This window comes from Bacillus sp. SA1-12 (assembly GCF_000981385.1).
Classification (GTDB): domain Bacteria; phylum Bacillota; class Bacilli; order Bacillales; family Bacillaceae; genus Metabacillus.
The window spans coordinates 19,810-39,963 of record NZ_LATZ01000017.1 but is presented as its reverse complement, the minus strand read 5'-3'; the positions used below and the strand labels follow the sequence as shown (position 1 = coordinate 39,963).

The 20,154-nt window shown below is 36.0% G+C and carries 24 protein-coding genes; 9 read left to right on the top strand and 15 right to left on the bottom strand.

Going from position 1 to position 20,154, the window contains the following annotated elements; translation table 11 throughout:
* Positions 1-36: 36 nt before the first annotated feature.
* From WQ54_RS11830 to WQ54_RS11820, 3 genes are all read right to left on the bottom strand, one after another.
* Positions 37-1,200 (bottom strand): serine hydrolase, encoded by a 1,164-nt coding sequence (locus tag WQ54_RS11830; protein WP_046516726.1) that lies wholly within the window; start codon positions 1,198-1,200, stop codon positions 37-39.
* Between the two features lie 157 nt (positions 1,201-1,357).
* Entirely contained in the window at positions 1,358-2,635 is a 1,278-nt protein-coding gene (locus WQ54_RS11825; protein ID WP_046516722.1) for a glycoside hydrolase family 27 protein, read from the bottom strand.
* A gap of 148 nt (positions 2,636-2,783) precedes the next feature.
* On the bottom strand, positions 2,784-3,662 hold the full coding sequence (locus tag WQ54_RS11820) for an AraC family transcriptional regulator (protein ID WP_046516719.1): 879 nt from the start codon (positions 3,660-3,662) through the stop codon (positions 2,784-2,786).
* A gap of 144 nt (positions 3,663-3,806) precedes the next feature.
* Between WQ54_RS11820 and WQ54_RS33565 the strand changes: the two genes are divergently transcribed.
* Positions 3,807-3,980 carry a hypothetical protein gene (locus WQ54_RS33565; RefSeq protein ID WP_156177899.1) on the top strand — a complete coding sequence of 58 codons (174 nt, stop codon included), beginning with the start codon at positions 3,807-3,809 and terminating at the stop codon, positions 3,978-3,980.
* Positions 3,981-4,159: 179 nt separating this feature from the next.
* Positions 4,160-4,294, top strand: coding sequence for a hypothetical protein (locus tag WQ54_RS35255; RefSeq protein ID WP_269431567.1), 135 nt, complete (start codon positions 4,160-4,162; stop codon positions 4,292-4,294).
* Positions 4,295-4,334: 40 nt separating this feature from the next.
* On the opposite strand, the gene WQ54_RS11815 is transcribed toward WQ54_RS35255, so the two are convergent.
* The 3 genes from WQ54_RS11815 to WQ54_RS11810 all read right to left on the bottom strand — a co-directional run bounded on the left by WQ54_RS11815 (position 4,335) and on the right by WQ54_RS11810 (position 7,068).
* Complete coding sequence (locus tag WQ54_RS11815; RefSeq protein WP_046516716.1) at positions 4,335-5,366, bottom strand: phosphotransferase; 1,032 nt, start codon at positions 5,364-5,366, stop codon at positions 4,335-4,337.
* A gap of 177 nt (positions 5,367-5,543) precedes the next feature.
* Positions 5,544-5,714, bottom strand: coding sequence for a hypothetical protein (locus WQ54_RS33560; protein WP_156177897.1), 171 nt, complete (start codon positions 5,712-5,714; stop codon positions 5,544-5,546).
* A 148-nt stretch (positions 5,715-5,862) separates the two neighbouring features.
* On the bottom strand, positions 5,863-7,068 hold the full coding sequence (locus WQ54_RS11810) for a glycoside hydrolase family 18 protein (RefSeq protein WP_046516713.1): 1,206 nt from the start codon (positions 7,066-7,068) through the stop codon (positions 5,863-5,865).
* Between the two features lie 187 nt (positions 7,069-7,255).
* On the opposite strand from WQ54_RS11810, the gene WQ54_RS34260 reads away from it, so the two are divergent.
* Positions 7,256-7,396, top strand: a complete 141-nt coding sequence (locus tag WQ54_RS34260) for a hypothetical protein (protein WP_197089584.1) — start codon at positions 7,256-7,258, stop codon at positions 7,394-7,396.
* A gap of 271 nt (positions 7,397-7,667) precedes the next feature.
* Here the strand turns inward: WQ54_RS34260 and WQ54_RS11805 are convergent, their stop codons facing one another.
* Entirely contained in the window at positions 7,668-8,711 is a 1,044-nt protein-coding gene (locus tag WQ54_RS11805; protein WP_084822006.1) for an NAD(P)-dependent alcohol dehydrogenase, read from the bottom strand.
* Positions 8,712-9,050: 339 nt separating this feature from the next.
* Between WQ54_RS11805 and WQ54_RS11800 the strand changes: the two genes are divergently transcribed.
* Positions 9,051-9,665: a DUF3298 and DUF4163 domain-containing protein gene (locus WQ54_RS11800; RefSeq protein WP_046516710.1), complete on the top strand. Its 615-nt coding sequence runs from the start codon at positions 9,051-9,053 to the stop codon at positions 9,663-9,665.
* Positions 9,666-9,961: 296 nt separating this feature from the next.
* Here the strand turns inward: WQ54_RS11800 and WQ54_RS11795 are convergent, their stop codons facing one another.
* The 3 genes from WQ54_RS11795 to WQ54_RS11785 all read right to left on the bottom strand — a co-directional run bounded on the left by WQ54_RS11795 (position 9,962) and on the right by WQ54_RS11785 (position 13,025).
* The gene (locus WQ54_RS11795; protein ID WP_046516708.1) at positions 9,962-10,741 is read right to left on the bottom strand and encodes an alpha/beta fold hydrolase; all 780 of its coding nucleotides are present in this window, start codon (positions 10,739-10,741) and stop codon (positions 9,962-9,964) included.
* A 168-nt stretch (positions 10,742-10,909) separates the two neighbouring features.
* Positions 10,910-11,740, bottom strand: coding sequence for a sugar phosphate isomerase/epimerase (locus WQ54_RS11790; RefSeq protein WP_046516705.1), 831 nt, complete (start codon positions 11,738-11,740; stop codon positions 10,910-10,912).
* Positions 11,741-11,948: 208 nt separating this feature from the next.
* Positions 11,949-13,025: a Gfo/Idh/MocA family protein gene (locus tag WQ54_RS11785; RefSeq protein WP_156177903.1), complete on the bottom strand. Its 1,077-nt coding sequence runs from the start codon at positions 13,023-13,025 to the stop codon at positions 11,949-11,951.
* A gap of 317 nt (positions 13,026-13,342) precedes the next feature.
* On the opposite strand from WQ54_RS11785, the gene WQ54_RS11780 reads away from it, so the two are divergent.
* Complete coding sequence (locus WQ54_RS11780) at positions 13,343-14,212, top strand: AraC family transcriptional regulator (RefSeq protein WP_046516699.1); 870 nt, start codon at positions 13,343-13,345, stop codon at positions 14,210-14,212.
* Between the two features lie 50 nt (positions 14,213-14,262).
* Here the strand turns inward: WQ54_RS11780 and WQ54_RS11775 are convergent, their stop codons facing one another.
* Together WQ54_RS11775 and WQ54_RS11770 are read right to left on the bottom strand one after the other, a co-directional pair.
* A complete protein-coding gene (locus WQ54_RS11775) occupies positions 14,263-15,015 on the bottom strand; it encodes a sugar phosphate isomerase/epimerase (RefSeq protein ID WP_046516696.1) in 753 nt (250 codons plus the stop codon).
* A 98-nt stretch (positions 15,016-15,113) separates the two neighbouring features.
* Positions 15,114-15,881 (bottom strand): DUF3891 family protein, encoded by a 768-nt coding sequence (locus WQ54_RS11770; RefSeq protein ID WP_046516694.1) that lies wholly within the window; start codon positions 15,879-15,881, stop codon positions 15,114-15,116.
* A gap of 614 nt (positions 15,882-16,495) precedes the next feature.
* Here WQ54_RS11770 and WQ54_RS11765 point away from each other — a divergent pair.
* The 3 genes from WQ54_RS11765 (at position 16,496) to WQ54_RS11760 (ending at position 17,472) form a co-directional block, all read left to right on the top strand.
* Positions 16,496-16,702 (top strand): hypothetical protein, encoded by a 207-nt coding sequence (locus WQ54_RS11765; protein WP_046516691.1) that lies wholly within the window; start codon positions 16,496-16,498, stop codon positions 16,700-16,702.
* A gap of 66 nt (positions 16,703-16,768) precedes the next feature.
* Positions 16,769-16,939: a hypothetical protein gene (locus WQ54_RS33555; RefSeq protein WP_156177895.1), complete on the top strand. Its 171-nt coding sequence runs from the start codon at positions 16,769-16,771 to the stop codon at positions 16,937-16,939.
* Positions 16,940-17,046: 107 nt separating this feature from the next.
* Complete coding sequence (locus tag WQ54_RS11760) at positions 17,047-17,472, top strand: DUF2621 domain-containing protein (protein WP_046516688.1); 426 nt, start codon at positions 17,047-17,049, stop codon at positions 17,470-17,472.
* Between the two features lie 190 nt (positions 17,473-17,662).
* Here the strand turns inward: WQ54_RS11760 and WQ54_RS11755 are convergent, their stop codons facing one another.
* From WQ54_RS11755 to WQ54_RS11745, 3 genes are all read right to left on the bottom strand, one after another.
* On the bottom strand, positions 17,663-18,148 hold the full coding sequence (locus WQ54_RS11755; RefSeq protein ID WP_046516684.1) for a CcdC family protein: 486 nt from the start codon (positions 18,146-18,148) through the stop codon (positions 17,663-17,665).
* 219 nt (positions 18,149-18,367) lie between these two features.
* A complete protein-coding gene (locus WQ54_RS11750) occupies positions 18,368-18,727 on the bottom strand; it encodes a response regulator (protein WP_046516681.1) in 360 nt (119 codons plus the stop codon).
* Between the two features lie 204 nt (positions 18,728-18,931).
* A complete protein-coding gene (locus tag WQ54_RS11745) occupies positions 18,932-19,639 on the bottom strand; it encodes a cytochrome c biogenesis protein CcdA (RefSeq protein ID WP_046516680.1) in 708 nt (235 codons plus the stop codon).
* Positions 19,640-19,876: 237 nt separating this feature from the next.
* On the opposite strand from WQ54_RS11745, the gene WQ54_RS11740 reads away from it, so the two are divergent.
* Positions 19,877-20,056 (top strand): aspartyl-phosphate phosphatase Spo0E family protein, encoded by a 180-nt coding sequence (locus WQ54_RS11740; RefSeq protein WP_046516677.1) that lies wholly within the window; start codon positions 19,877-19,879, stop codon positions 20,054-20,056.
* Positions 20,057-20,154 lie beyond the last annotated feature (98 nt).

The following is a 20,154-nucleotide window of genomic DNA, read 5'->3' as shown; positions in this document are numbered from 1 at the left end:
ATCTTAATCGTGTGCATTTATCATGTTGTTCCTTATCTATTTCAGGCCGCCATAAATCACAGATCGTAAACGCGGCTGATGATATGCTTCAAAGTTAGGCATCATTTGCTGCAGATAGACTGCTGAAAGCTTTTCCTTCGGATCAATTAATACCCAAGTTCCAAGTAGTCCAGACCAGCCAAATTCACCGATTGAGCTATTGCTTCCACCTAATGCCGGATTAACCATGACTCTTACACCTAACCCATATCCATATCCAGCCAGATAGTTCCAATTATAATTCTTTGCGTTTTCTTCTGTTAAATGATTCGACGCCATTAGCTTGATCGTTTTCTTTCCAATAATGCGCTCCCCATTTAACTCACCGCCATTTGCAAGCATATGCGCAAATGTACTATAATCACCTAATGTTGAAAGCAATCCTCCACCGCCGCTTTCAAATGCTGCCTCAGGTTGAATATGTGTATCCATGGAAGTATTTTTGGTTAATAGTCCCTCTTCATTGCGGTTGTATACACTGCAAAGCCGATCTTTTTTATCATTTGGAATTCTAAAGAATGTGTCCTTCATCGAAAGAAGTGCAAAAATTTCATCATGTAAAAATTGGCCGAACGATTTTCCTGAAAGTACCTCAATGAAAGCACCTAATACGTCATGATTTAACCCGTAATGCCACCTTGTTCCAGGATCGAACGCTAATGGAATGGATGCTAATGCTTTGGACATTTCGCGTGCCGTCATTTTCTTGCCTTGATCCTCCTGCTGCTGCAAAGCATGCATGGCTTTGGCAACCTGGCGTTCAGTTTGATTAGATTCTCCTGGATAGGTAATACCAGATGTCATGGTAAAGAGATCTTTAACTGTTATTGATCTTGTTGCAGGTACAGTAACAATTTCTCCATTTTCATTCTCCCGATATACCTGAGGGTTCTTAAACTCCGGCAAATATTCTTCTAGAGGATCGTTCAGTAAAAAAAGCCCTTTTTCATAAAGCATAAGTGCTGCAGTACAAGTTACTACCTTTGTCATTGAATAAATGCGATAAATCGTATCTGAAGAGATGTGTTTTTGTGTTTCAATATCGGCAAGCCCGACGTAATCTTCAACAATTCTTTCGTCCTGATGGGTAACGGACAATGCACATCCAGCAGGCCCTTTTTCAACAATACTTCTTAGCAACTGATTTAATTTATTTTGCAATGATTTTACAGCCCCTTCGTAAACGTTATCATTTTAAACATCATCCTTATAACATTTCTTTCTTAGCTAAAAAAACTCCTCTTTTCAAACCAGTTTAAATAGCTAAATTTTCTAATGAGCTGCAAAATGGTTCATACTTGTAAATACCTCTTCTTTATTAAGAAAGCTTTAATAGCTTCACACCATGAGCTGGAATTATTGATTCAAAAACTTGGTCTATTCTCCCTTCGTCTGTACGATTCCATAGATCGATTGCATTTTTAGGAGAGAATAATCCTAATTGTTCAAGTGTTACACTGACAGATCTTGTTTCATTTCCAGCATTAAATAGCGCAGCATACGAATAATGCTCATCCTTTGCTGTCCAAACGATTTTGTCATCTTCCCGATAAACAAGCCTATTGCTATGGCTGTTTCGATGCATTGCAAGCACGTCTTCGTTTGTTAATAAGGACAACGTCCATTCATCATTATCACGGAGCTCTCCCCCAAACATTAATGGAGATTTAAATATACTCCACAGTGTCATCATTGTTAATTGCTCATCCTTCGTAAAGCGGGTCGTACGGTCACTTCCACCGCCATCTACTGAACGGATTCCGATATGACCCAGCGGAAGCATGTCACAATCAGGCCAAGATCCAGGACTTACATGTTCACTCCAAGTTTCACATCTTTCAAACATAGCATATAGAAGATCCCAATGATCCCAAAAATCATCCGTCATTCTCCACATATTTGCATTTGCCTTAAGTTCTTCCGCATGTTCTACTGGCGCAGGTCCAGGTGATAGACTTAAGACAATCTCTCTGCCACACTTATCGATTGCATTCCGAATCATCTTAATTTCTGGAAGATGAATATCATAAAGTCTAGATGCAGCAATATCATCTACTTTAATAAAATCAACTCCCCATTCAGCATACAATTTGAAAAGTGAATCATAGTATTCCTGTGCTCCTGGCTTAGAAGCATCCACCCCGTACATATCCGTATTCCATGGACAGATTGAATTTGGATGGGCAATATCTCTTGCTCTTACATGCGTGCCAAGAATTGGTGTATTTGCATGAACCGCTTGACGGGGAATTCCGCGCATAATATGGATGCCAAACTTTAATCCAAGACTATGAATGTATTCGCCAAGAGCCTTGAAGCCACTACCATTTTTCGCGGAAGGAAAGCGGTTGACAGCAGGTATTAATCTGGAATACTCATCCATTTCCAAAGGGACAAATGGCCGATAAACAGAAGATACCGCTCCAGGCTCATACCATTGAATATCCACAACAACATATTCCCAGCCATAATGCTTTAAATTGGCTGCGATATAATCAGCATTCCCCCTTACTTCTTCTTCGGTTACTGTAGCACCATAACAATCCCAGCTGTTCCAGCCTAATGGAGGTATTTTTGCAAATTCTAAATGTTTCATCAATTTCATTCCCTTTCTATATCTTAATATTGCTTCTTATTTACTATCATAAAAGGAATGAAATCTCTTAATCTATGATAAAGTTTTGCTTTGCTATGTAATATATTGCTGTTTAATCTTAAAATCCTATGTACTTCACTTTAATTTTCTAGTCGAATGTAAACTGATTCACATAAGCTAGATCTTTTCCTAGCCTAAATTCCCCAGGCGGAAAGCCTAACCATTGGCGGAACACTTTAATAAAATAACTACCTGTTGAATATCCTATTTCACGGGCGATTTCATCGATCGTTAGTTCTGTATGGCGAAGTAATTTTACCGCTATTTCCAAGCGGATCTTTGTTACATATTCAATCGGCGTATAACCTGTCGTTTTTTTAAATGTCCTTGTAAAGTGATATTTGGATAATCCTACTGCATCCGCTATATCCTCTAAGCTTTGTAAAGATGCATAGTTTTCTTCCATATATTCGACAGCTGTTTTTATCGTGGCTGGCCATGTATTTATTTCTTTTTTATATGCATTACTGAATCGGTAAAGCTCCATGATGAATTGATAAACAATAGAAGATGCCCGAAATCCATCAGAGATATGATTTTTCCCTGCAGCCGAAAAAACATTTTTCAAAAATAGAATAACAGAGCTATCCTCAGGTATTTTCGGAACTCTCCCAAGCTGTTTGACTAACTCTTCCCACTGTTCGACAATTGCATTGGGCCTAATAAGAATATAATAAAATTCCCAACTATTACTTTTTTCAGGTAGATAATAACGATGGTTGCTGGGGATTTCCACCATAAATGCATGGCCTGGACCAACTTGAAAGGTTTCTCCATTCATTTCAACACAACCATAGCCTGATATCGTGTATTGGAATAAAAATAAGGGCCCATCAACTCTTTTTAATCCATCCCAAATGTACCTATAGTCGTTCACATATTCGTATCCCACTGCAAATAACTGACAAAATGGGCCGTTTGCCGTATCAAGAAAACGAAATCCGTATGTTTTATAATCTGTGCTCATCCTGATAACCATACCTCCATAGATCACTTTCACTTTATAATCCTTCACGTTACACAAATAATAAACGTGATTTACCTATTTGACAAATCTATCATATTTGTTTAAAATGTAACATGTAAACGCTTTCAATAAGGAGTGATATTCATGTCTGAAATCACAAAACAAAAAAATAACACCAAGAGTGAAATCATCGATGCCCTCCTACATAAGAATTTATATAAAATGCCTGATGGCCGTCAATTTTATGAAGCAACTGAGAAAGAATTAAAACATGTTCTTTGTTCTCAGTCAGGCTCTGAAAACCTATGTACATTATAAACATAATGAGATAATCAATGCTATAATAAGCCGCTATCATGAACTTCATCATGATGGCGGCTTATATGCTTTTATCCTCATTTTACGAGTTAAGTCCTTTCATCGAATCACTTCTTGTTGTATACATGTAAGGTTTTTAAAGCAATATAATAGTAAAAACAAGAGGAGATTTTATATCCATGAAAGATCGAGACAAAATCATTTGTGACGAAACAGATTATTTACATCATATGCTTAATGAGCAAATTACTCGTATTTGTGTCGAGGAGGAAGATGAACGAATAAGGGAAGAACTGAATAATCAAGATAAATAACCAGAGGGGAAACTAAAAAGAAATCTGATTTTTAGTTTCCTCATCCTCTATCTATCCTTTTCCACAAACGAGTTAGCTTTTCCCCTCCACCACTCAACCAATTAGGATTAGCAGCTGTTTTACCAATTTGCTCCTTAAGGATTTCTTCTTTATCAATTCCATCCATGTACCTACCCAAAAAATGAACAAAAACATCTAACCTTCTTAATTGAATTAATACAGGCAGTGCCTCTATTTCAGGCTTAGTTAACGTCATGACGGACGAAAAACCCTCAATAAAAGAGCGGAATTTCTCCCAGAGCATGGATTCATTTTGTTCTTTGATCATTATTTCTGACAAACAAACTGCTGCTTCCATTACACGCAGATCATTTGTTACAAATTCAAAATCTAAAATGGCATTGATTTTTCCGTTTCTGCATAATACATTGGACGCATTTAAATCCCCATGTATCAATTGATGCGGCAAGGCCTTTAACTGTGGTAAAAATAATTGGAAGGCTGCCATTTGCTCTGCAATCCATGTTAATTTTGATTGATATTCTTCAAATACCTGTGGGGGATTTTTACACCATTTAGTGACAAAATCAATGCTGCAACTAGGATGTGTATGTTCTATTTCATAATATGGCCGATAAATAAGAGACTGATTTACTGAGATCTTATTTAATGCATCTAATAAGAATCCCGTTTTTTGTCCAAAGGAATACAGCAGCTGGTCTTTTTCAAAATTCGGGTTTTCTCCATCTATGTAAGAATAGAGACAGGCGATTTTATTTGAACCATCCTGTAATCGGAGAAATGTTTCCCCTTTTTCCGTAAAAACTGGTTGGGGGACCTTAAAAGGTAATTCTTGAATTTCGTTAAGTTTTAATAGTACTTCGTGTTCAAGCTTTACTTTTTCATCATCCTTATGTGTGTCATATATACGCAGAATGAATTTATCATTATTGCTTTTTACATAGCGGGTAGTATTGTTATAACCGCTTTTTCCACTCGAAACATCCCATTGATTATGATGTGGTAAAAAATGAACTAATAGCTGATTACATGTCCCTGAAGTTAAATCCATAAACACTCTTCCTTATCCTTAATTCTTATTCTTATTCTTTTTAACGATATTATAACGTGTGTTACATTGTATAAGGAATAACCATTTTTCAAGGGGCGTCCTATCAGATAGCAGCATCGTTTTCAAATGGACTTCCTTTCATTCATAGTCATAGTAAAGTACAAGTAAAAATGTGATTTATGTAAAGGATTTTTCTTTAAAGCTTTTATTGTATAATTCAATAAGTGCAGGATCATCTAAATGAAAAATATCTTCTTCTTTTTCTGAATAGAGCTGAATAAGAGCTTCTTCTATTATGAGTCGATCTCCTTCTTCTAAAAAATAATGCTTTAAACAAAATTTTAACATGTCTTATCTCCTCCATTTAGTATTTTTGTCGTTCATATAGTTTAGTATAAAATAAGGGTAATAAGACTGCTTGTCGAAAGCAGGTTACTATATTGTGGCAATTGTATGAAAAATCAAAAAATACACTCAGTAAAAAATCTATATACAATTAAACCAGATAAACAAAAAACTGTCGGTTGCCCAACAGTTTTTGTCTTTCTATATGTTTACTTAAGAAAAATTGATTTTCCTCCAAATGTTTTTCCTCAATCATTTTGGCCATCACACTAGTTAAACTATCCTCACCATGAGCATCTTGACCCAATTCCCATATCATCATCCCGCCAAATCCGTTATCAAGCGCAAGTTTTGTTTTCTTCTGAATCGTTGCTACCCCATTGTAATGATAAATCGTACCATTCATTTCAACACGGTCACGCATGGCATTTTTAGGATCATTGTTGATAATCGCCGCGTATGACGCTTGATTAATTGATAAATTTTCGGGCTGAGCGTAAACAGGAACCCCTAACACAAGCTTTTCCTTTGAGATTCCATGTTTTTCAAAGAGCGTTGCCCAATAATTTACGATGTTTTCAGTGAACGGATATGGTGATAAATTGGCTGCGTTATATTCACCATCCCATTGACCGTCATATGCCATGATATTGACATGATCAACATGTTTAAACATCGTTGGTTCATAAATCACTGATGTCACAACTTCGCCTGATACACTATGAATTTTTGAATAAACTGCTATTGAGAGTTCCTTATTCTTTGAATGTAAAATTGAACTTAATGATCTTGTAAATGCAGTTAGATGTTTAGCGTCCTCTTCTGTACGCGGATGTTCAAAATCAATGTCAATCCCATCAAGGTTTTCCCGTTCAACGATTTCCATTAATCCATTAATTAGCTTTGTGCGTGACGATGAATTTGCAATCGCTGTTTTAAAGTAGTTGTATGACTCTCCACCATGAAGATGGTACCAGCCACCAACAGCAAGCATGACCTTCGTGTCTTGTTTATGGGCTTTTTGCACCATTGCTCTTAAGTTTGATAAAGCACTTTCACCATTCATTAAAACACTGCCATCTTTTGCCGGGTGAGCAAATGAAAAAATAATATGTGATAATTTCGAATAATCAATTGTAGCTGGATCGCGAAAATCCTGAACATAACCAATTAATACGTTTGGTTGTGTCTGTTCAATTTTAGGTGCTGGTTTTTGCTTTGGTTGTTTACCTGATTTAGGTGCCAGCTGTATATTTCTCTGCTCTATATTAGAATTAGAATAAAATATTCCTGAAAAAAATCCTCCAATGAAAATAAAAATAAATGTAATTGTTAGGAGGAGGAAGCGCTTCTTCATCTTCTTCAACCCTTTCACTACCATTTAGTCTATCAAATAGTAACAAAAAAGATCCTGTGAAAGGCATGGTAATATAACCCTATAGGTATTTCAGCGGAAAATTGAATGGAAAATTTATTGTACCTATCATATTTATTATTGGATTTAGGAAAACTAAACTTATCGCTGATTAAAGGAGGTTTTCAATATGCCGAAGCAAAAACAAACACCATCTCAAGAGGTTGATCAAAAGCAATTAATCAACGACAAAGTCGAAAAATTACGTGAAAATAACTATGAAGATGATCATGTTCGAAGAGTGACACAAAATGGTGCAGATGGTCAATAATAAACAGATACGTAAGCGCCTTGACCAAACCCGCCGAGCATTAGACGCTCTGGAATAGAAGGCATTCTTTGTTCCTGTGTGGCAATCCTTGCGGTGCTAGGCGCTGAAGCTAGACAGAAAACTAGGCAGTACAAAAAAATTATACCTTCTTTCCCTTTATAAAGAGGAGACGCCTTGTTTAAGCAAATAAAGCATACCAGCATTATTGCATTTAATGCTGGTATGCTTTATTTTACATATACTTAGACATCCTATGCTTTAGAAAAAGTTATTAATATTCACCATTAGGATAAACGATAACCTTCAAACTTGATTTTTTATTAAGACGCGCCCGTTCCATTGCTTCCTTCGTTTCTTCTAATGAAAATTTATCGGTTATTAGACTCTTTAAATCTGTATTTTTTGATTGTAAAAACTCTATACCCTGAGGGTAAGTATTAGAATATCTAAAGATTCCGAAAATATCCAGCTCATTATCAGCAATTAATGGGACATTTAAAGCAATCTCATCTTGTGGAGGAAGACCTACAATGGCCATTTTACCGCCGCGTTTAACTGCTTTAAGTGCTGATTGCAATGCTCTCGGGTTTCCAGCTGTTTCAAACGCCACATCTACTCCTTTTCCATTGGTAATACTATTTATCGCTTCATTTGGGTCTTGCTCCAAGACATTGATCACATGTGTAGCCCCAAGCTTTTTTGCAGCATCCAGACGATTATCTTCTAAATCAGTTACAATGATTTTTGTAGCACCAAAGGCTTTAACAGCTGCAATGGCCGTTAATCCAACTGGACCCATTCCCATTATTGCGACAGTTGACCCCGGTTTCAGATTTGCTCGATTTGCAGCATGGATACCAACAGAAAATGGTTCTACCAATGCAGCTTCTTCATATGAGAGATCATCTGGAATAGGGAATAAAAAATCCTCACGATGTTTTATGTATTGAACAAACGCCCCATCAACAGGCGGTGTCGCTAAAAATTGAACGTCTGGACAAAGATTATACCTTCCCTCTTTACAATAATCGCAATATCCGCAAGTAATGCCCGGCTCAATTGCTACACGATCTCCAACCTTTACTTTTGTTACATGCTCTCCAACTTTCACAACGATGCCCGCACATTCATGCCCCAATATTATTGGTTTTTCAACAACATAACGCCCAATTTTGCCGTGTTCATAATAATGGATATCTGAGCCGCAAACTCCCACAGCCATTACTTTTACTAATACTTCATTACCTTGGATGTGTGGTACGTCTACTTCCTGAATTTCAATGTCAAAAGGCTTATTCATAACTGCTGCTTTCATCATTTTTGGAACTTCTAAACTCTCTACTAGACTTACATTTGCTTTCGTTGTCACGATGGCTTCCTCCAATGCACTAGTTTTTATAGAAAAATGAGAACGTTTTCACATAAAGGTACGGTCAACTCCATTAAAGAAGGTGGAACAGTTACCTTTCATTGTGTACTTAGATAAAGGATACCATCATTCTATGAAAAGGAAAAGCTAGAGTCAGAGTTTCGTTCTAAAATTGCAGCCTTATTATGTTTTCCTATTTTCAAACTTCACCTGCATTCAACCGAACACAAAATTTAATTATGAATATCTTAATACCAAATATATTCAGGTAAGGGTCGTGTTTTAATGGAAGAAGTTCGCTTGCCAGTCCCAATCCAAACAATGATGATTTTAGCACCGACAGGTATCATTTATTATCCTCAGCTGCAATGGCCAAAAAACCTTGTTATCCAAAACAAGCTGAATAAAGGGCTTCTTAGTAAGGTAAACAAATTATTTAACAAAAGCTATCAACAAATCTACATTACAGAATTAGTCGGTGATTATGAAGTGAAAAATAATCAACGCGGTATTATTAGCATTAACCTAAATAATTTTGCTACAGGTCCTAAGCTGGCACATCCAATTGACAATCTTTCTTCTATAAATGCCGATATTCGAACGGGTAAAATCTACACTTTGTCTGATCTCTTTAACCAAAATAGCGATTATCTGAAACGTCTCTCAGCTTTAGTAAAGGATCAAATTAATAAAAGGAACATGAACACCCTTCAGCCATTTGATACAATTCGTCCTAACCAGGATTTTTATCTTGCCGACAAATCGCTCGTTATTTATTTCCAACGATATGAAATTACACCAAGACCAGCTGGTTATCCAATGTTCCCTATTTCTATATATGACATCATCGATATCATTGATAAAAATGGGCCGCTGGGGAAAATGCTGGCTGATTTTTAGATTGAGAACCACTTACATTAAAAAAGAGTGAAAAATGGCATTGAGACATCCGTAAAGATGGTTAAAACCAAGAAAATGACAGGATAAATGGCATATAAAAAAAGTATGCTATTGATCCTGTTACATCGTTGTTTTGGCAACTAAATATTTAACGTAGTCGACCTGCTACAATAAATATTTTACAACGAAAAAATGTTGTCAATTTTATGGTTAGTTAAAAGTCATTGCAAATGATTGATATAATAACGAATAGTGTGCCGCTAATAAATTTCCTCATTGACTATAAGTACTTGTGTTCACTCAATTACCTTTACTTCCTTTGGTAAACTAGTGTCTTCTACCCACATTTTAACCATTTGATTAAAGAGATCCGGTTTTGCTAAAGAAACGCCGTGGCCAATGTCTGGTATAATTATTCCTATAGAATTAGGATTATTTGAAACTATATCACTGGCTGATTTTTTCATTACTGATTTTTCCCTTTCCCCAACAGTAACTAATATCTTTCCATTCGCTTTCTTAAATTTATTAGGTATTTCAAATGCCATATTTTCTTCTAATATTCTTATAAGAGTATCTGATTTTATTAGACAGCTTTCCTTATAATATTTTTCAAAGTTTTCTTTATCCAAATAGAGGGTTTTAGCTTGAAGTTTTGAAAATAATTTATATCTAATCATTGGAAAGGTTAATTTAATGGAGGGTCTTATTAATATTTTCGCATATGGAATTGGTCTAACTAACGCACTATTTATGATGGCATAATTTATCAAATTTGGTTTCAAGCTTAACATCTGAATAGTTACTTGAGCCCCCAATGAGAACCCAATAACCATTACTTTTTTCCCGTTTGCTATTTTGGTTATCAACTCAATGATTCTTTCTGCACTAGATCTAATTGAAAAATTTTCGCTATTGCAGCTTAGCCCTTGTTCTGGCAAATCAACTGTTACGCAATGATAATCAGTAAAGTGGCGAATTTGAGAATCCCACATCCAACTGCTCACTCCAGCACCGTGAATAAAGACAATTAGTGTTGCATTTTTATCCCCATACTCTTGATAGTGTAAAACCAAATATTTCACCTCCTATTACACTTCTTAACTCCTTGTTCATATTATAGCAAAGAACCCGTCTAATCATAGACGAGTTCTCAATGCAATCTTATTAATCCTTTTTAATGGAAAGTATATTTTTGGAATACACCTCAATATAGAACCAATGTTATTAAATGTATAAATCCATTACAATTCACCAAACACCTTATCAAATCCAAGTTTTGATCTTCTTAAAAGCTCTTCAGCCGATTGATTCGGTGCATTTGGTGTTAACACCTCTTGTGAGACAGATCCTTTATATCCAGTTTGTTTTATACTGCGTAAAAACAATGGCAAGTCGATTACTCCCTCACCAGTATATAAACGATCATTATCCTTTAATTCTTCAATAGGAAGTTCAGAAGCATCATTTATATGAACATGAACAATTTGATTTTCGCTTAATTTTACTAAATCCTCACCTGTTAAGCCTGTAGTATACCAATGATAGGAATCTAACAATAAGCCGACATTAGGTAAGCCAATGGCATCAATTAAGTCTAGGGTTTCTTGTTGAGTCCAAATAAATGGATTTTGCCAAGCTGTTCGTAAATGATGTGGCCCGACATATTCTAAACCTAATCTTATCCCGTAAGCACCTAAAACTTCAGAACAGATTTTTAACCGTTTTACTGCCAGACTCATCAGACTAGCTGCTTTAAGATCTGTTGATGGTAATATATAGGTACAGCAGCGTGTACACCCTAATTCTGCTGCAGCTTTTGCTGCTGCTGCTAAATTAGGAAGATCAGCATTAAATTGATCAGTTGATTGACGCCATTCAACAGGCAGTCCAATCGCCCCGATGACGATATTATTTTTGTGTAAAATTTCCTTCGCGTTTTCCAAGCCGTATGCATCAATGAAGCTTTTTGCATCTATATCTACGGATTGGAAACCGAATTCTGCAGCTAATTCAATGAACTTTTTATCATCCGAGATCTCACCTAATCCCGCTTTTGTAATACCTTTTAACATATCGTTCACACCCTTTTTATTTTAATAGTCTTAGCTTTATGAAACGGTTGATCTCCTCCACAGATACTCACGTTTTTATCGAGAGATCAGGAGGCAAGTAAAGATCTGTTTTAAATTAACAGCTTGCCAAGTTATCAATGAACTTAACCAAAGCTGCCAATTCATTAAGAAACGGTACCGAAATTCGAAACCAACAGCTTAATTTTAATTAAATATTCCAATCTAAAATCACTTCTCGGCCTGTTTTGGAAGATTCATAGATTGCATCAAGAATAAGATTATTTGTTAAGCCAGACATTGCAGACGTTATTGGCTGCTTTCCTTCATGGATACATTCGATAAAATGCTTGCTTAAACGGATGCGGTCATCTTCTTGATTTTCTGGAGCAGAAAGGTCAATATCAAGGGCACGGTCAAATTGTTCTGTTAGGATTTTTGCACTGCTGCCGCTAAGTGATGCACCACCCTCTGAGCCCATTAAATGGATAAATGGTTTATTGCTTGTATCCATATGAACAGCCCAGCTTACCTCTAAGGAAAGCGTAGAACCATCCTCCATTTTAATTAAGGCTGTCGCCAAATCTTCCACATCGTAATGACCATTCCAGTTCGGTGTTCCCCATGTCCCTATTCCTTTTTTCTTTGGTCCAAATTCTGCATAGGTTGAGCCGAATACAGACACTGGCTTTGGATTTCCCATTAAATAAAGTGCTAGATCCAGCATATGGACACCGATATCAATTAATGGACCTCCGCCTGCTTCAGACTTTTGCGTAAACCAGCTTCCCCACCCTGGTATCCCTTTTCTGCGGAACCAGCCAGTTTTTGCATTATAGATTTTCCCTAATGCGCCTTTATCAACTTGTTCCTTCACTTGTTGAATTTGCCATTGCCATCTCATTTGATGTCCAACCATTACCACTTTGCCCGACTCACGCTGTGCCCTCACAATTTCCTTTGCCGCTTCACTATCTATCCCCATTGGTTTTTCAACAAGAACGTGCTTCCCTGCTTTTAATGCTTGAATCGCTAGCGGTGCATGCCATTTATTCGGTACACCGATAATAACAGCATCGATTTGCGAATCGTGAATCAATTCCTCCGCACTTGTAAAAACTTGAGAGATTCCAAATTCCTCTGCACGTTTTTCAGCTAAAGGCTGGTATACGTCAGTAATTCCTTGAAGGACGACTTCGTCTGATAATCTATTAAATGCCCCTAAATGAACACTGCCAATTGCTCCGGCCCCTATCATTCCTAATCTTATTTTATTTTTCATATGTATACCTCCATTTACTAATTGTTTTATCATTAGATACGATCAGCAAAGTGTTGATAATAACGCTTACAAATATGATAAAATAAAATCTGTAAAAAAACTGATCAATTTTTCATCTATTTATCTCATTTTTTCTGTATGATCTGATAAACTTGCCAGATGACTTCCGCTGCAGGCTCATCTATTGCGGATGGTCTAAGAGTCTCTTGTCAGGTTGTTCACGCAGGAGCCTCACATCTTGCGCTCCTATCACATGGAATGAAAATTAAAATTATTAACATTAGCTTTAGCATAGTTTTCTGTTAAAGGAGGAAATGGCTTTTATGACAATTTTCCCTATGTATTTATCTACATATCCCAATATGGACTCAACATTTCCGTTTCACCTATCCATTAATGAGATAAAATCAGCCTTCCCCTCCCACCGCCATGATTACCTTGAATTTTCGTTAGTGATTGAGGGTCTAGGCCATGAGGTGATAAATGGAAAGAAGCATGAAATGGAAGCAGGGACATTTACGTTTATACTGCCTTATCAAATTCATGAAATCGTGGCCGAAAAAGACAAGCCCTTATTATTATTTAATTGTATATTTGATTTAGGACTTATCCATGATATTGGTCTGCAAGGATTATTATCTGAAACAGGAGAATGTGAATCCAACCCTTATCTTAATCTTGAAGATGAGTATTTTTATAAAATAAAGCAGATTTTAGAAGAGATGTTGGCAGAATATAACGGTACGAAACCATATAAAGAAATAGTCATTAAAGCAAAATTGGCAGAAGTACTTGTTTTATTTGAAAGGAACAGAAAAGGGAAGCAATTCCAGTCCGTTCCGAGTTCCTCATCAGCAAAAAAAGGCATCATTTGGGACATCATTCAATATATCCACATTCATTATCAAGAAGATATTACGTTATCAAAATTGGCAAAACATTTCCATGTTAGCGTCCCTTACTTAAGTGAACTATTTAAGGAACATGTAGGTCTTAATTTCGTTCATTTTTTACATGAAATTCGGATTCGCCATGCATGCAGCTTATTAACTTCGACCACGATTCCGGTAACAGAAATTGCCTTGGAGGTAGGATATCAATCGTTCCAAACGTTTTCACGTGTATTTAAAGAACAAAAAAAGATCTCCCCTTCAATCTTCCGAAAACTCAATAATGGTCAATCCAAACTATAAATAAAGCAGGGTCAGACTGCATGTTCGTGCTGACCCTTTGCGTTTTTTACTTAACCGATTTTAGGTAACGTTTCTTTTAAATATTGTAAACTTATCTCAATGCTTTCTAATGGAGTTCGTTTAGAACGATCTTGTTCCACGACAAACCATTGAATTTGCGTTTCCTTGCTTTTTCTTAAAACACCTTCAATATCCACCCCGCCGGTTCCTAATTCAGCAAAGGTTCTCTCGCTATCTGTCGTCATGTCTTTCAAATGAATTAACGGCATGCGATCAGAATATTTTTCCATCCATTCAAGCGGATTTTCACCTGCTAACGTTAACCAATAAACATCCAATTCTGCCTTCACATACTCAGGATTCGTTTCTTCAAAAAGGCGCTCAAGATGTGATTTCCCATTATCTTTTTCAAGCTCAAAGTCATGATTATGATAACTTAAAGAAATTCCCTCTTTTTGACTTCTTTCTCCAATTTCATTTAACCGCTTAACCAACCCTGCATAATCATTGCGTCTATCTTCCACTAAGTAAGGGCATACAATATTAGAGCAGTCAAGAACTTTTAAATATTCAATTTCTGCTTCGAGATTTTCTTCCATTCTTTCTAAAGATACATGGCTGCTAACTGCTTTAAGTCCAAGGCGATCAAGAGTAGCCTTTAAATCTTTTGCTTCCTTCCCCCAATAACCTGCCAATTCTACTCCGTTAAAACCTAATTCAGCTACTTTTTCTAATGTACCGTAAAAATCTTTCTCACATTCTCCATGCAAGGTATACAATTGAACTGCTATTCTATTATTCATCTATGTACTTCCTTTCCCCATAAGATAGTATTCGATATTATCATACCAAAAAAATCATGATAATCAATTGAAAACGTTTTATTTTTTGAATTTCATTTCTACTTTGAAGTAATTGTTACCCTTCTTTCATGTGCAGGCGTTTGATGAAACGCTTCGAGAATCCCGTTTTTTTTCAAAAGCACTTTCGAGACCTCCCGCATTGGAATCGAAACCTCAAATTCCCTTCTAAAAGGAAATGGCTGAAGACTGATTTCAACCTCGTTTTTCCATTTTACATTAAACATATCTTCTTTAAAAAATGAAAATGGCTGAACAATACCTTTTTTAAACCAACTATGAACCTTTTCCTCAACTGTTCCCGCTTCCTGCATACAGACAAATAACGAGAGGTGATCACAAAATTTTAGCAAATGATAATGAAACGAAACGTTTTTATCATTTTCTTTAAGGTGTAAAGCAGCTAATAAGCGCTTTTGTCTATCGACTTCCTTGTTGAGAAAGGAAGTCATACGTTTATCTAAGTTCATTCCATCAAAAAATCGTGTATAGTGAATACTGCTTAGGAGTGCTGAATAAGCGTTTTTTTCCTCAATTTCATCGATTCCCTTTTCATAAAAAGATAACTTGATGGAATGGGGAAAATCAATAAAGGTATAGGGTTTATTTACTTTATCGTTCCAAACAGGCGACACATCTACATCAAGCCATGAACGATCATGTTGAGCTATAGCAAATAAAACCGCCTCTTTATTTTCATCACCGAAAAAATATTCATCTTTCCAGTTTTGAGCAAAACATTCAGCTAATAATGCATGCTCATGTTGTTCCGTCATGAAAAAGGAAGTTTTGTCCTCATAAACAATCATTAAAATCCCCTCACGATTTACTTTCGCTTTTTAGCATTAATACCATTGAATAATTTATTCTCCCTGCTATCATAAAAATCCTTTTCTTAATCTAAGAAAGTATTGAGTTTTTTTGCATGATAGTTGTAAAGAAATACATACTTTATATGAACGCTTACTAACTATTCGCTAAATACATATTTCCCTATTGGTGTAAAGTGTGGGTTTGATGAAGGAAGAGTATAGGCAGGGATTAGCATTGCTCTGGGACATCATTAGCATAGCCGATTCTTTACTGGCAGTTTACCTCCTCACTTACCGTCACTGTTTTTAGGGAAAAGGAGTTTTGCTGCTCGATAATCGGTATATGTTTGTTTTACAAATATTTGGAGCTTTACTTAGCATAAACCACCATGATAAAGTAATAATGTTCCTTCCGAAACATTCGCTTGTTGCGGGACACTTAACCATGTACGGATCGGAAGGAACTGGTGTCTGATTTTTAAATCAGGCACTTTTTTATTTATATAGAGTGAAAATATGCTTGCTATCTGCTATTATTGATGTAGATACCCTTTTTTGGCAAAAATTTGATGGATTTATACATAATTGCGGATTTCTAGGAGGAGCCGACGATGGTACGTACCTGTGAATTTGTTTATTTACCCACTGATGTTGGGACAATTCGACTTGATATTTTCTATAAACATTCAATGTTTCATGTTCAAGCTGAATTAAATGAATTAATGACTTCATCCTATGATCGAAAAAAGGTTGAAGCAGTCAAGAAAGCATTGCTCCTCTTAGCAAAAGAACATCATGCCTATGGTCATCAAGAATAGTTTTCACCTTTACCATCCATGTGTATAATAACAATAAAGAGGACTTCCATCAGTGGAGTTGTTTCTTTGAAGGACTGGTTGTACAAGTGCCCGCTTGCCACAGGACGCAGCAAAGTTAGTCCGCTATCCTTCACTCATGGTGATGCTGTGCTGAGACTTATCGCACCACATCCTGTGGTTAACATCCCATCAATCGTCGGATCTTTTGAGGTTTTACTCAGTTTAGAATGGGGATAAAGTGAAAAACAAGGCAGTTTAGTCCTTTCTTCCGAACCAATTGTTCGAAAGAGTTAGGCTAGCTGCCTGTTAATATGGGACAAGTTTTTTCATAAGAGGTGATAGAATTGCTAGAAGGCTGGTTTTTATGGTTTATCCTGTTTTGGACCGTTTTTTTAGTCTCAATGTTAGCAATCGGCGGATTTTTTATGTTCCGAAAATTTCTCAAACGACTGCCAAAAGAAGATGGCAAGTCAGACTTAGATTGGCAGGATTACTATCTAGCCAAAACAAAACATTTATGGACTCAGAATGAAAAAATATTGCTGGAGGAACTGGTAGAACCTGTTCCAGAGCTCTTTCGAGATGTGGCCCGTCAAAAAATCGCCGGCAAAATTGGAGAGCTTGCCTTAAACGAAAATGCCTCAAAAATTACGTTAGATTTAGTGATCAGAGGATATATCATGGCAACTCCAAAACGCGATCATAAATTTCTCATTAAGCGATTAAAAGAGAAGCAGATCGATTACACAGCATACAAAGCACTCTTTTAAGATATGAGTTGTTTTGTTTATTTGAATGAAAAAGAGGCTGTCTCAATTGGTTCCCTTTGTTCGAAAGGGATCTATTGAGACAGCCTCTTTTCTATGTATCCTTTGTTTTTGCTTTGATATTAAGTATTTTTTAGCGAAAGGCACGAGCCTCCTACGTAACAAAGAAGCTGGGAAACCGCAAGACAAAAAATTAAGTTGTCGGTATATTTGTCGATGAATCAAGCTGTTCCTTAACTCGTTTATAAGAAATATACATTGCGATTCTCCATGGAACAATCATTCCAAATGCAAGAATCCAAAACATTCCGCTTAACTCTCCTAAGTCAATCGTACTACTTAAATATGATTTCATGATTATACGAATAAGTAACAATCCGATTAGAATAAATGCGAACGCCTTAGAGCGTTTTAGGTAGATATTATTTTCCCTTATTTCAAAATTTGAAGTCTTGATCAATAGGATTGAAAAAACCATTCCTACTAATAGAGCTTCAAAAATTTCAGCAACAGTTACTCGAAACATCGGATGGATAAACATGAGTGCTCCCGTACTCATAAATATTGGCGGCAAAATAATCTTCTTTGCGGTTGCAGGCTTCTTAGCAGATTTCATTCGAACAAATAAAACCAACAAAGCCATCCCAATTGCAACAAAGGAAGAAATAATTGTAATCAAACAAATCAATCCTTTACTCAACAACTAACTAGTCTTAGTATAAACGATATTTCCATAATTACCTACATAATCTTTCTATTTACTCTTAGATAGTGAAAAGGACTGTCTCAGACCAAATGGCCAGATCCGTAAAACAAAATATATTGAACCACCTCAGTTCTATATATTTTTGTTCATTAGTAGGATCAGACCCTGTTGAGACAGCCCCCAAATGTCCACTTAACTTAAAACACGATTAACTGCTTCAATTACACGGCTTTCTTCAAAGGGCTTTACAATAAAATCCTTTGCCCCCGCCTCAATTGCATCTACTATCATTTTTTGCTGGCCCATTGCCGAGCACATAATAATTTTTGCATCGGGATAGTCTTGCTTTATCTCTTTTAGCGCGTCAAGTCCATTTTTTTCTGGCATTGTGATATCCATCGTTACTAAATCTGGCTTTTCTTTAACAAAAAGTTCAATCGCTTCTATTCCATTTTCTGCTTCAGCGACAATTGTATGGTTTGCCTTTATTAAGATATTTGTTAACGTTATTCTCATAAACTTGGCATCATCAACAATTAAAATTCTAGCCATGCCTAGTTCCTCCCCATAAATGATAAAGGAAGCCTGATAATAGTCAAACTTCTAAAGTGAAGGCGATTGCATTTAGAAGTGGTAAAAGTGCGTTTCTTTCTCATCATAAGCAATTGTAATCACTCTTATTATCATTATATCAAAAAGTTCCTTTAAGCATAGTAAAATTGACTCAAAATGATTGTTCTTAAAAGACTGAAAAAATTAAAATCCTGTAAAGCCGCCAAAAATCCCAGTTAAGAAAATAATAATAGAAGTCATTAAATCAAAGAAGAGTAATATCCCCATTACTATCATAAGAAAGCCGCCTATTTTCATAATTTTTACATTATGCTTTTTGATCCAACCAAGTTTTCCTATGAAGAACGATAAGACAATAAATGGAACTGCAAATCCTAAAATATAGGAAATCATATAGAGCATGGCTGAACCAGGATTTGTAGCAGCCATCCAAATAACAGCTGACAAGATCGGTCCTGTACAAGGTGTCCACCCTGCTGCAAATGCTAACCCAATAAGGACCGAACCAAAATAACCAGCAGGACGATTCTTAAATTCGAATCTATGTTCTTTCATCAAAAACTCGGGTGTAAAAACCCCTAAAATCATCAGTCCGAAGCCCACAATTAAGATTGCTCCTATTTGACGAATAAGATCTTGGTAATTTTGAAAAAACTCACCAATAAAAGAAGTACCAAAACCTAAGGCAATAAAAATGGATGAAAATCCGATTAGAAAGCAAATCGTATGAAACAAACTTCGTTTTTGTAATAAAGCATTTTCCGTTTTTAATTCACCAACAGAAACCCCTGTAATATAAGATAAAAATGCAGGATAAAGCGGCAAACAGCATGGCGAGATAAAAGATAAGAAACCTGCGCCAAATGCCAAAAAAATGTTTACATCCGTCATCTTACTCCTCCTAAAGAGAATGTCTACTTTATTCTAGCAAAGATGCCCTTTCTTTATATCTATAATCATGTGACAGTTTTATGTCATTTCAATAACAAATTACATTTTCTTCTTTTCTTTCAACACAGGATGCCTTTATAATAGATTCAATGCTGTTTCTAGTATCTTCCTTTGAATTTATTTCAAAAACAGGGTAAAATTTGTTAATAACAAACATGATTAGAAAGGACAGTTCTCGTGTCTAAACAAGAAATGCTAAAGTTAATTGAAAAGAAACGAGCCGAACTAATTGATATTGTCCTAAAAAACGGGATAAACTCAACGATTTCTATTCAATATAGTCAAGAGCTTGATATATTGTTGACTCAGTATATAAAAGACGACCAAGCACAAAAAAACAGAGTTTATTATTCATGAGTATCAACTGTAAACTATAAATACTAAATAAAACCTTTCAACTAAGATAAAAGCACGCTGGTGTAGCGTGCACCGTTTTTATCTAAATTGATTTTATC

Excerpts from the sequence above, each read along its gene's own strand:
- WQ54_RS11820 (WP_046516719.1), bottom strand. The coding sequence starts at position 3,662 with ATGAGCACAGATTATAAAACATACGGATTTCGTTTTCTTGATACGGCA.
- WQ54_RS11750 (WP_046516681.1), bottom strand. The coding sequence starts at position 18,727 with ATGGCTAGAATTTTAATTGTTGATGATGCCAAGTTTATGAGAATAACG.
- WQ54_RS11790 (WP_046516705.1), bottom strand. The coding sequence starts at position 11,740 with ATGTTAAAAGGTATTACAAAAGCGGGATTAGGTGAGATCTCGGATGAT.
- WQ54_RS11765 (WP_046516691.1), top strand. The coding sequence starts at position 16,496 with ATGGTACGTACCTGTGAATTTGTTTATTTACCCACTGATGTTGGGACA.
- WQ54_RS11775 (WP_046516696.1), bottom strand. The coding sequence starts at position 15,015 with ATGAATAATAGAATAGCAGTTCAATTGTATACCTTGCATGGAGAATGT.
- WQ54_RS11800 (WP_046516710.1), top strand. The coding sequence starts at position 9,051 with ATGGAAGAAGTTCGCTTGCCAGTCCCAATCCAAACAATGATGATTTTA.
- WQ54_RS11770 (WP_046516694.1), bottom strand. The coding sequence starts at position 15,881 with ATGATTGTTTATGAGGACAAAACTTCCTTTTTCATGACGGAACAACAT.
- WQ54_RS11810 (WP_046516713.1), bottom strand. The coding sequence starts at position 7,068 with ATGAAGAAGCGCTTCCTCCTCCTAACAATTACATTTATTTTTATTTTC.
- WQ54_RS35255 (WP_269431567.1), top strand. The coding sequence starts at position 4,160 with ATGAAAGATCGAGACAAAATCATTTGTGACGAAACAGATTATTTACAT.
- WQ54_RS33560 (WP_156177897.1), bottom strand. The coding sequence starts at position 5,714 with ATGTTAAAATTTTGTTTAAAGCATTATTTTTTAGAAGAAGGAGATCGA.
- WQ54_RS11805 (WP_084822006.1), bottom strand. The coding sequence starts at position 8,711 with ATGAAAGCAGCAGTTATGAATAAGCCTTTTGACATTGAAATTCAGGAA.
- WQ54_RS11825 (WP_046516722.1), bottom strand. The coding sequence starts at position 2,635 with ATGAAACATTTAGAATTTGCAAAAATACCTCCATTAGGCTGGAACAGC.
- WQ54_RS11745 (WP_046516680.1), bottom strand. The coding sequence starts at position 19,639 with ATGACGGATGTAAACATTTTTTTGGCATTTGGCGCAGGTTTCTTATCT.
- WQ54_RS11780 (WP_046516699.1), top strand. The coding sequence starts at position 13,343 with ATGACAATTTTCCCTATGTATTTATCTACATATCCCAATATGGACTCA.
- WQ54_RS34260 (WP_197089584.1), top strand. The coding sequence starts at position 7,256 with ATGCCGAAGCAAAAACAAACACCATCTCAAGAGGTTGATCAAAAGCAA.
- WQ54_RS11815 (WP_046516716.1), bottom strand. The coding sequence starts at position 5,366 with ATGGATTTAACTTCAGGGACATGTAATCAGCTATTAGTTCATTTTTTA.
- WQ54_RS33565 (WP_156177899.1), top strand. The coding sequence starts at position 3,807 with ATGTCTGAAATCACAAAACAAAAAAATAACACCAAGAGTGAAATCATC.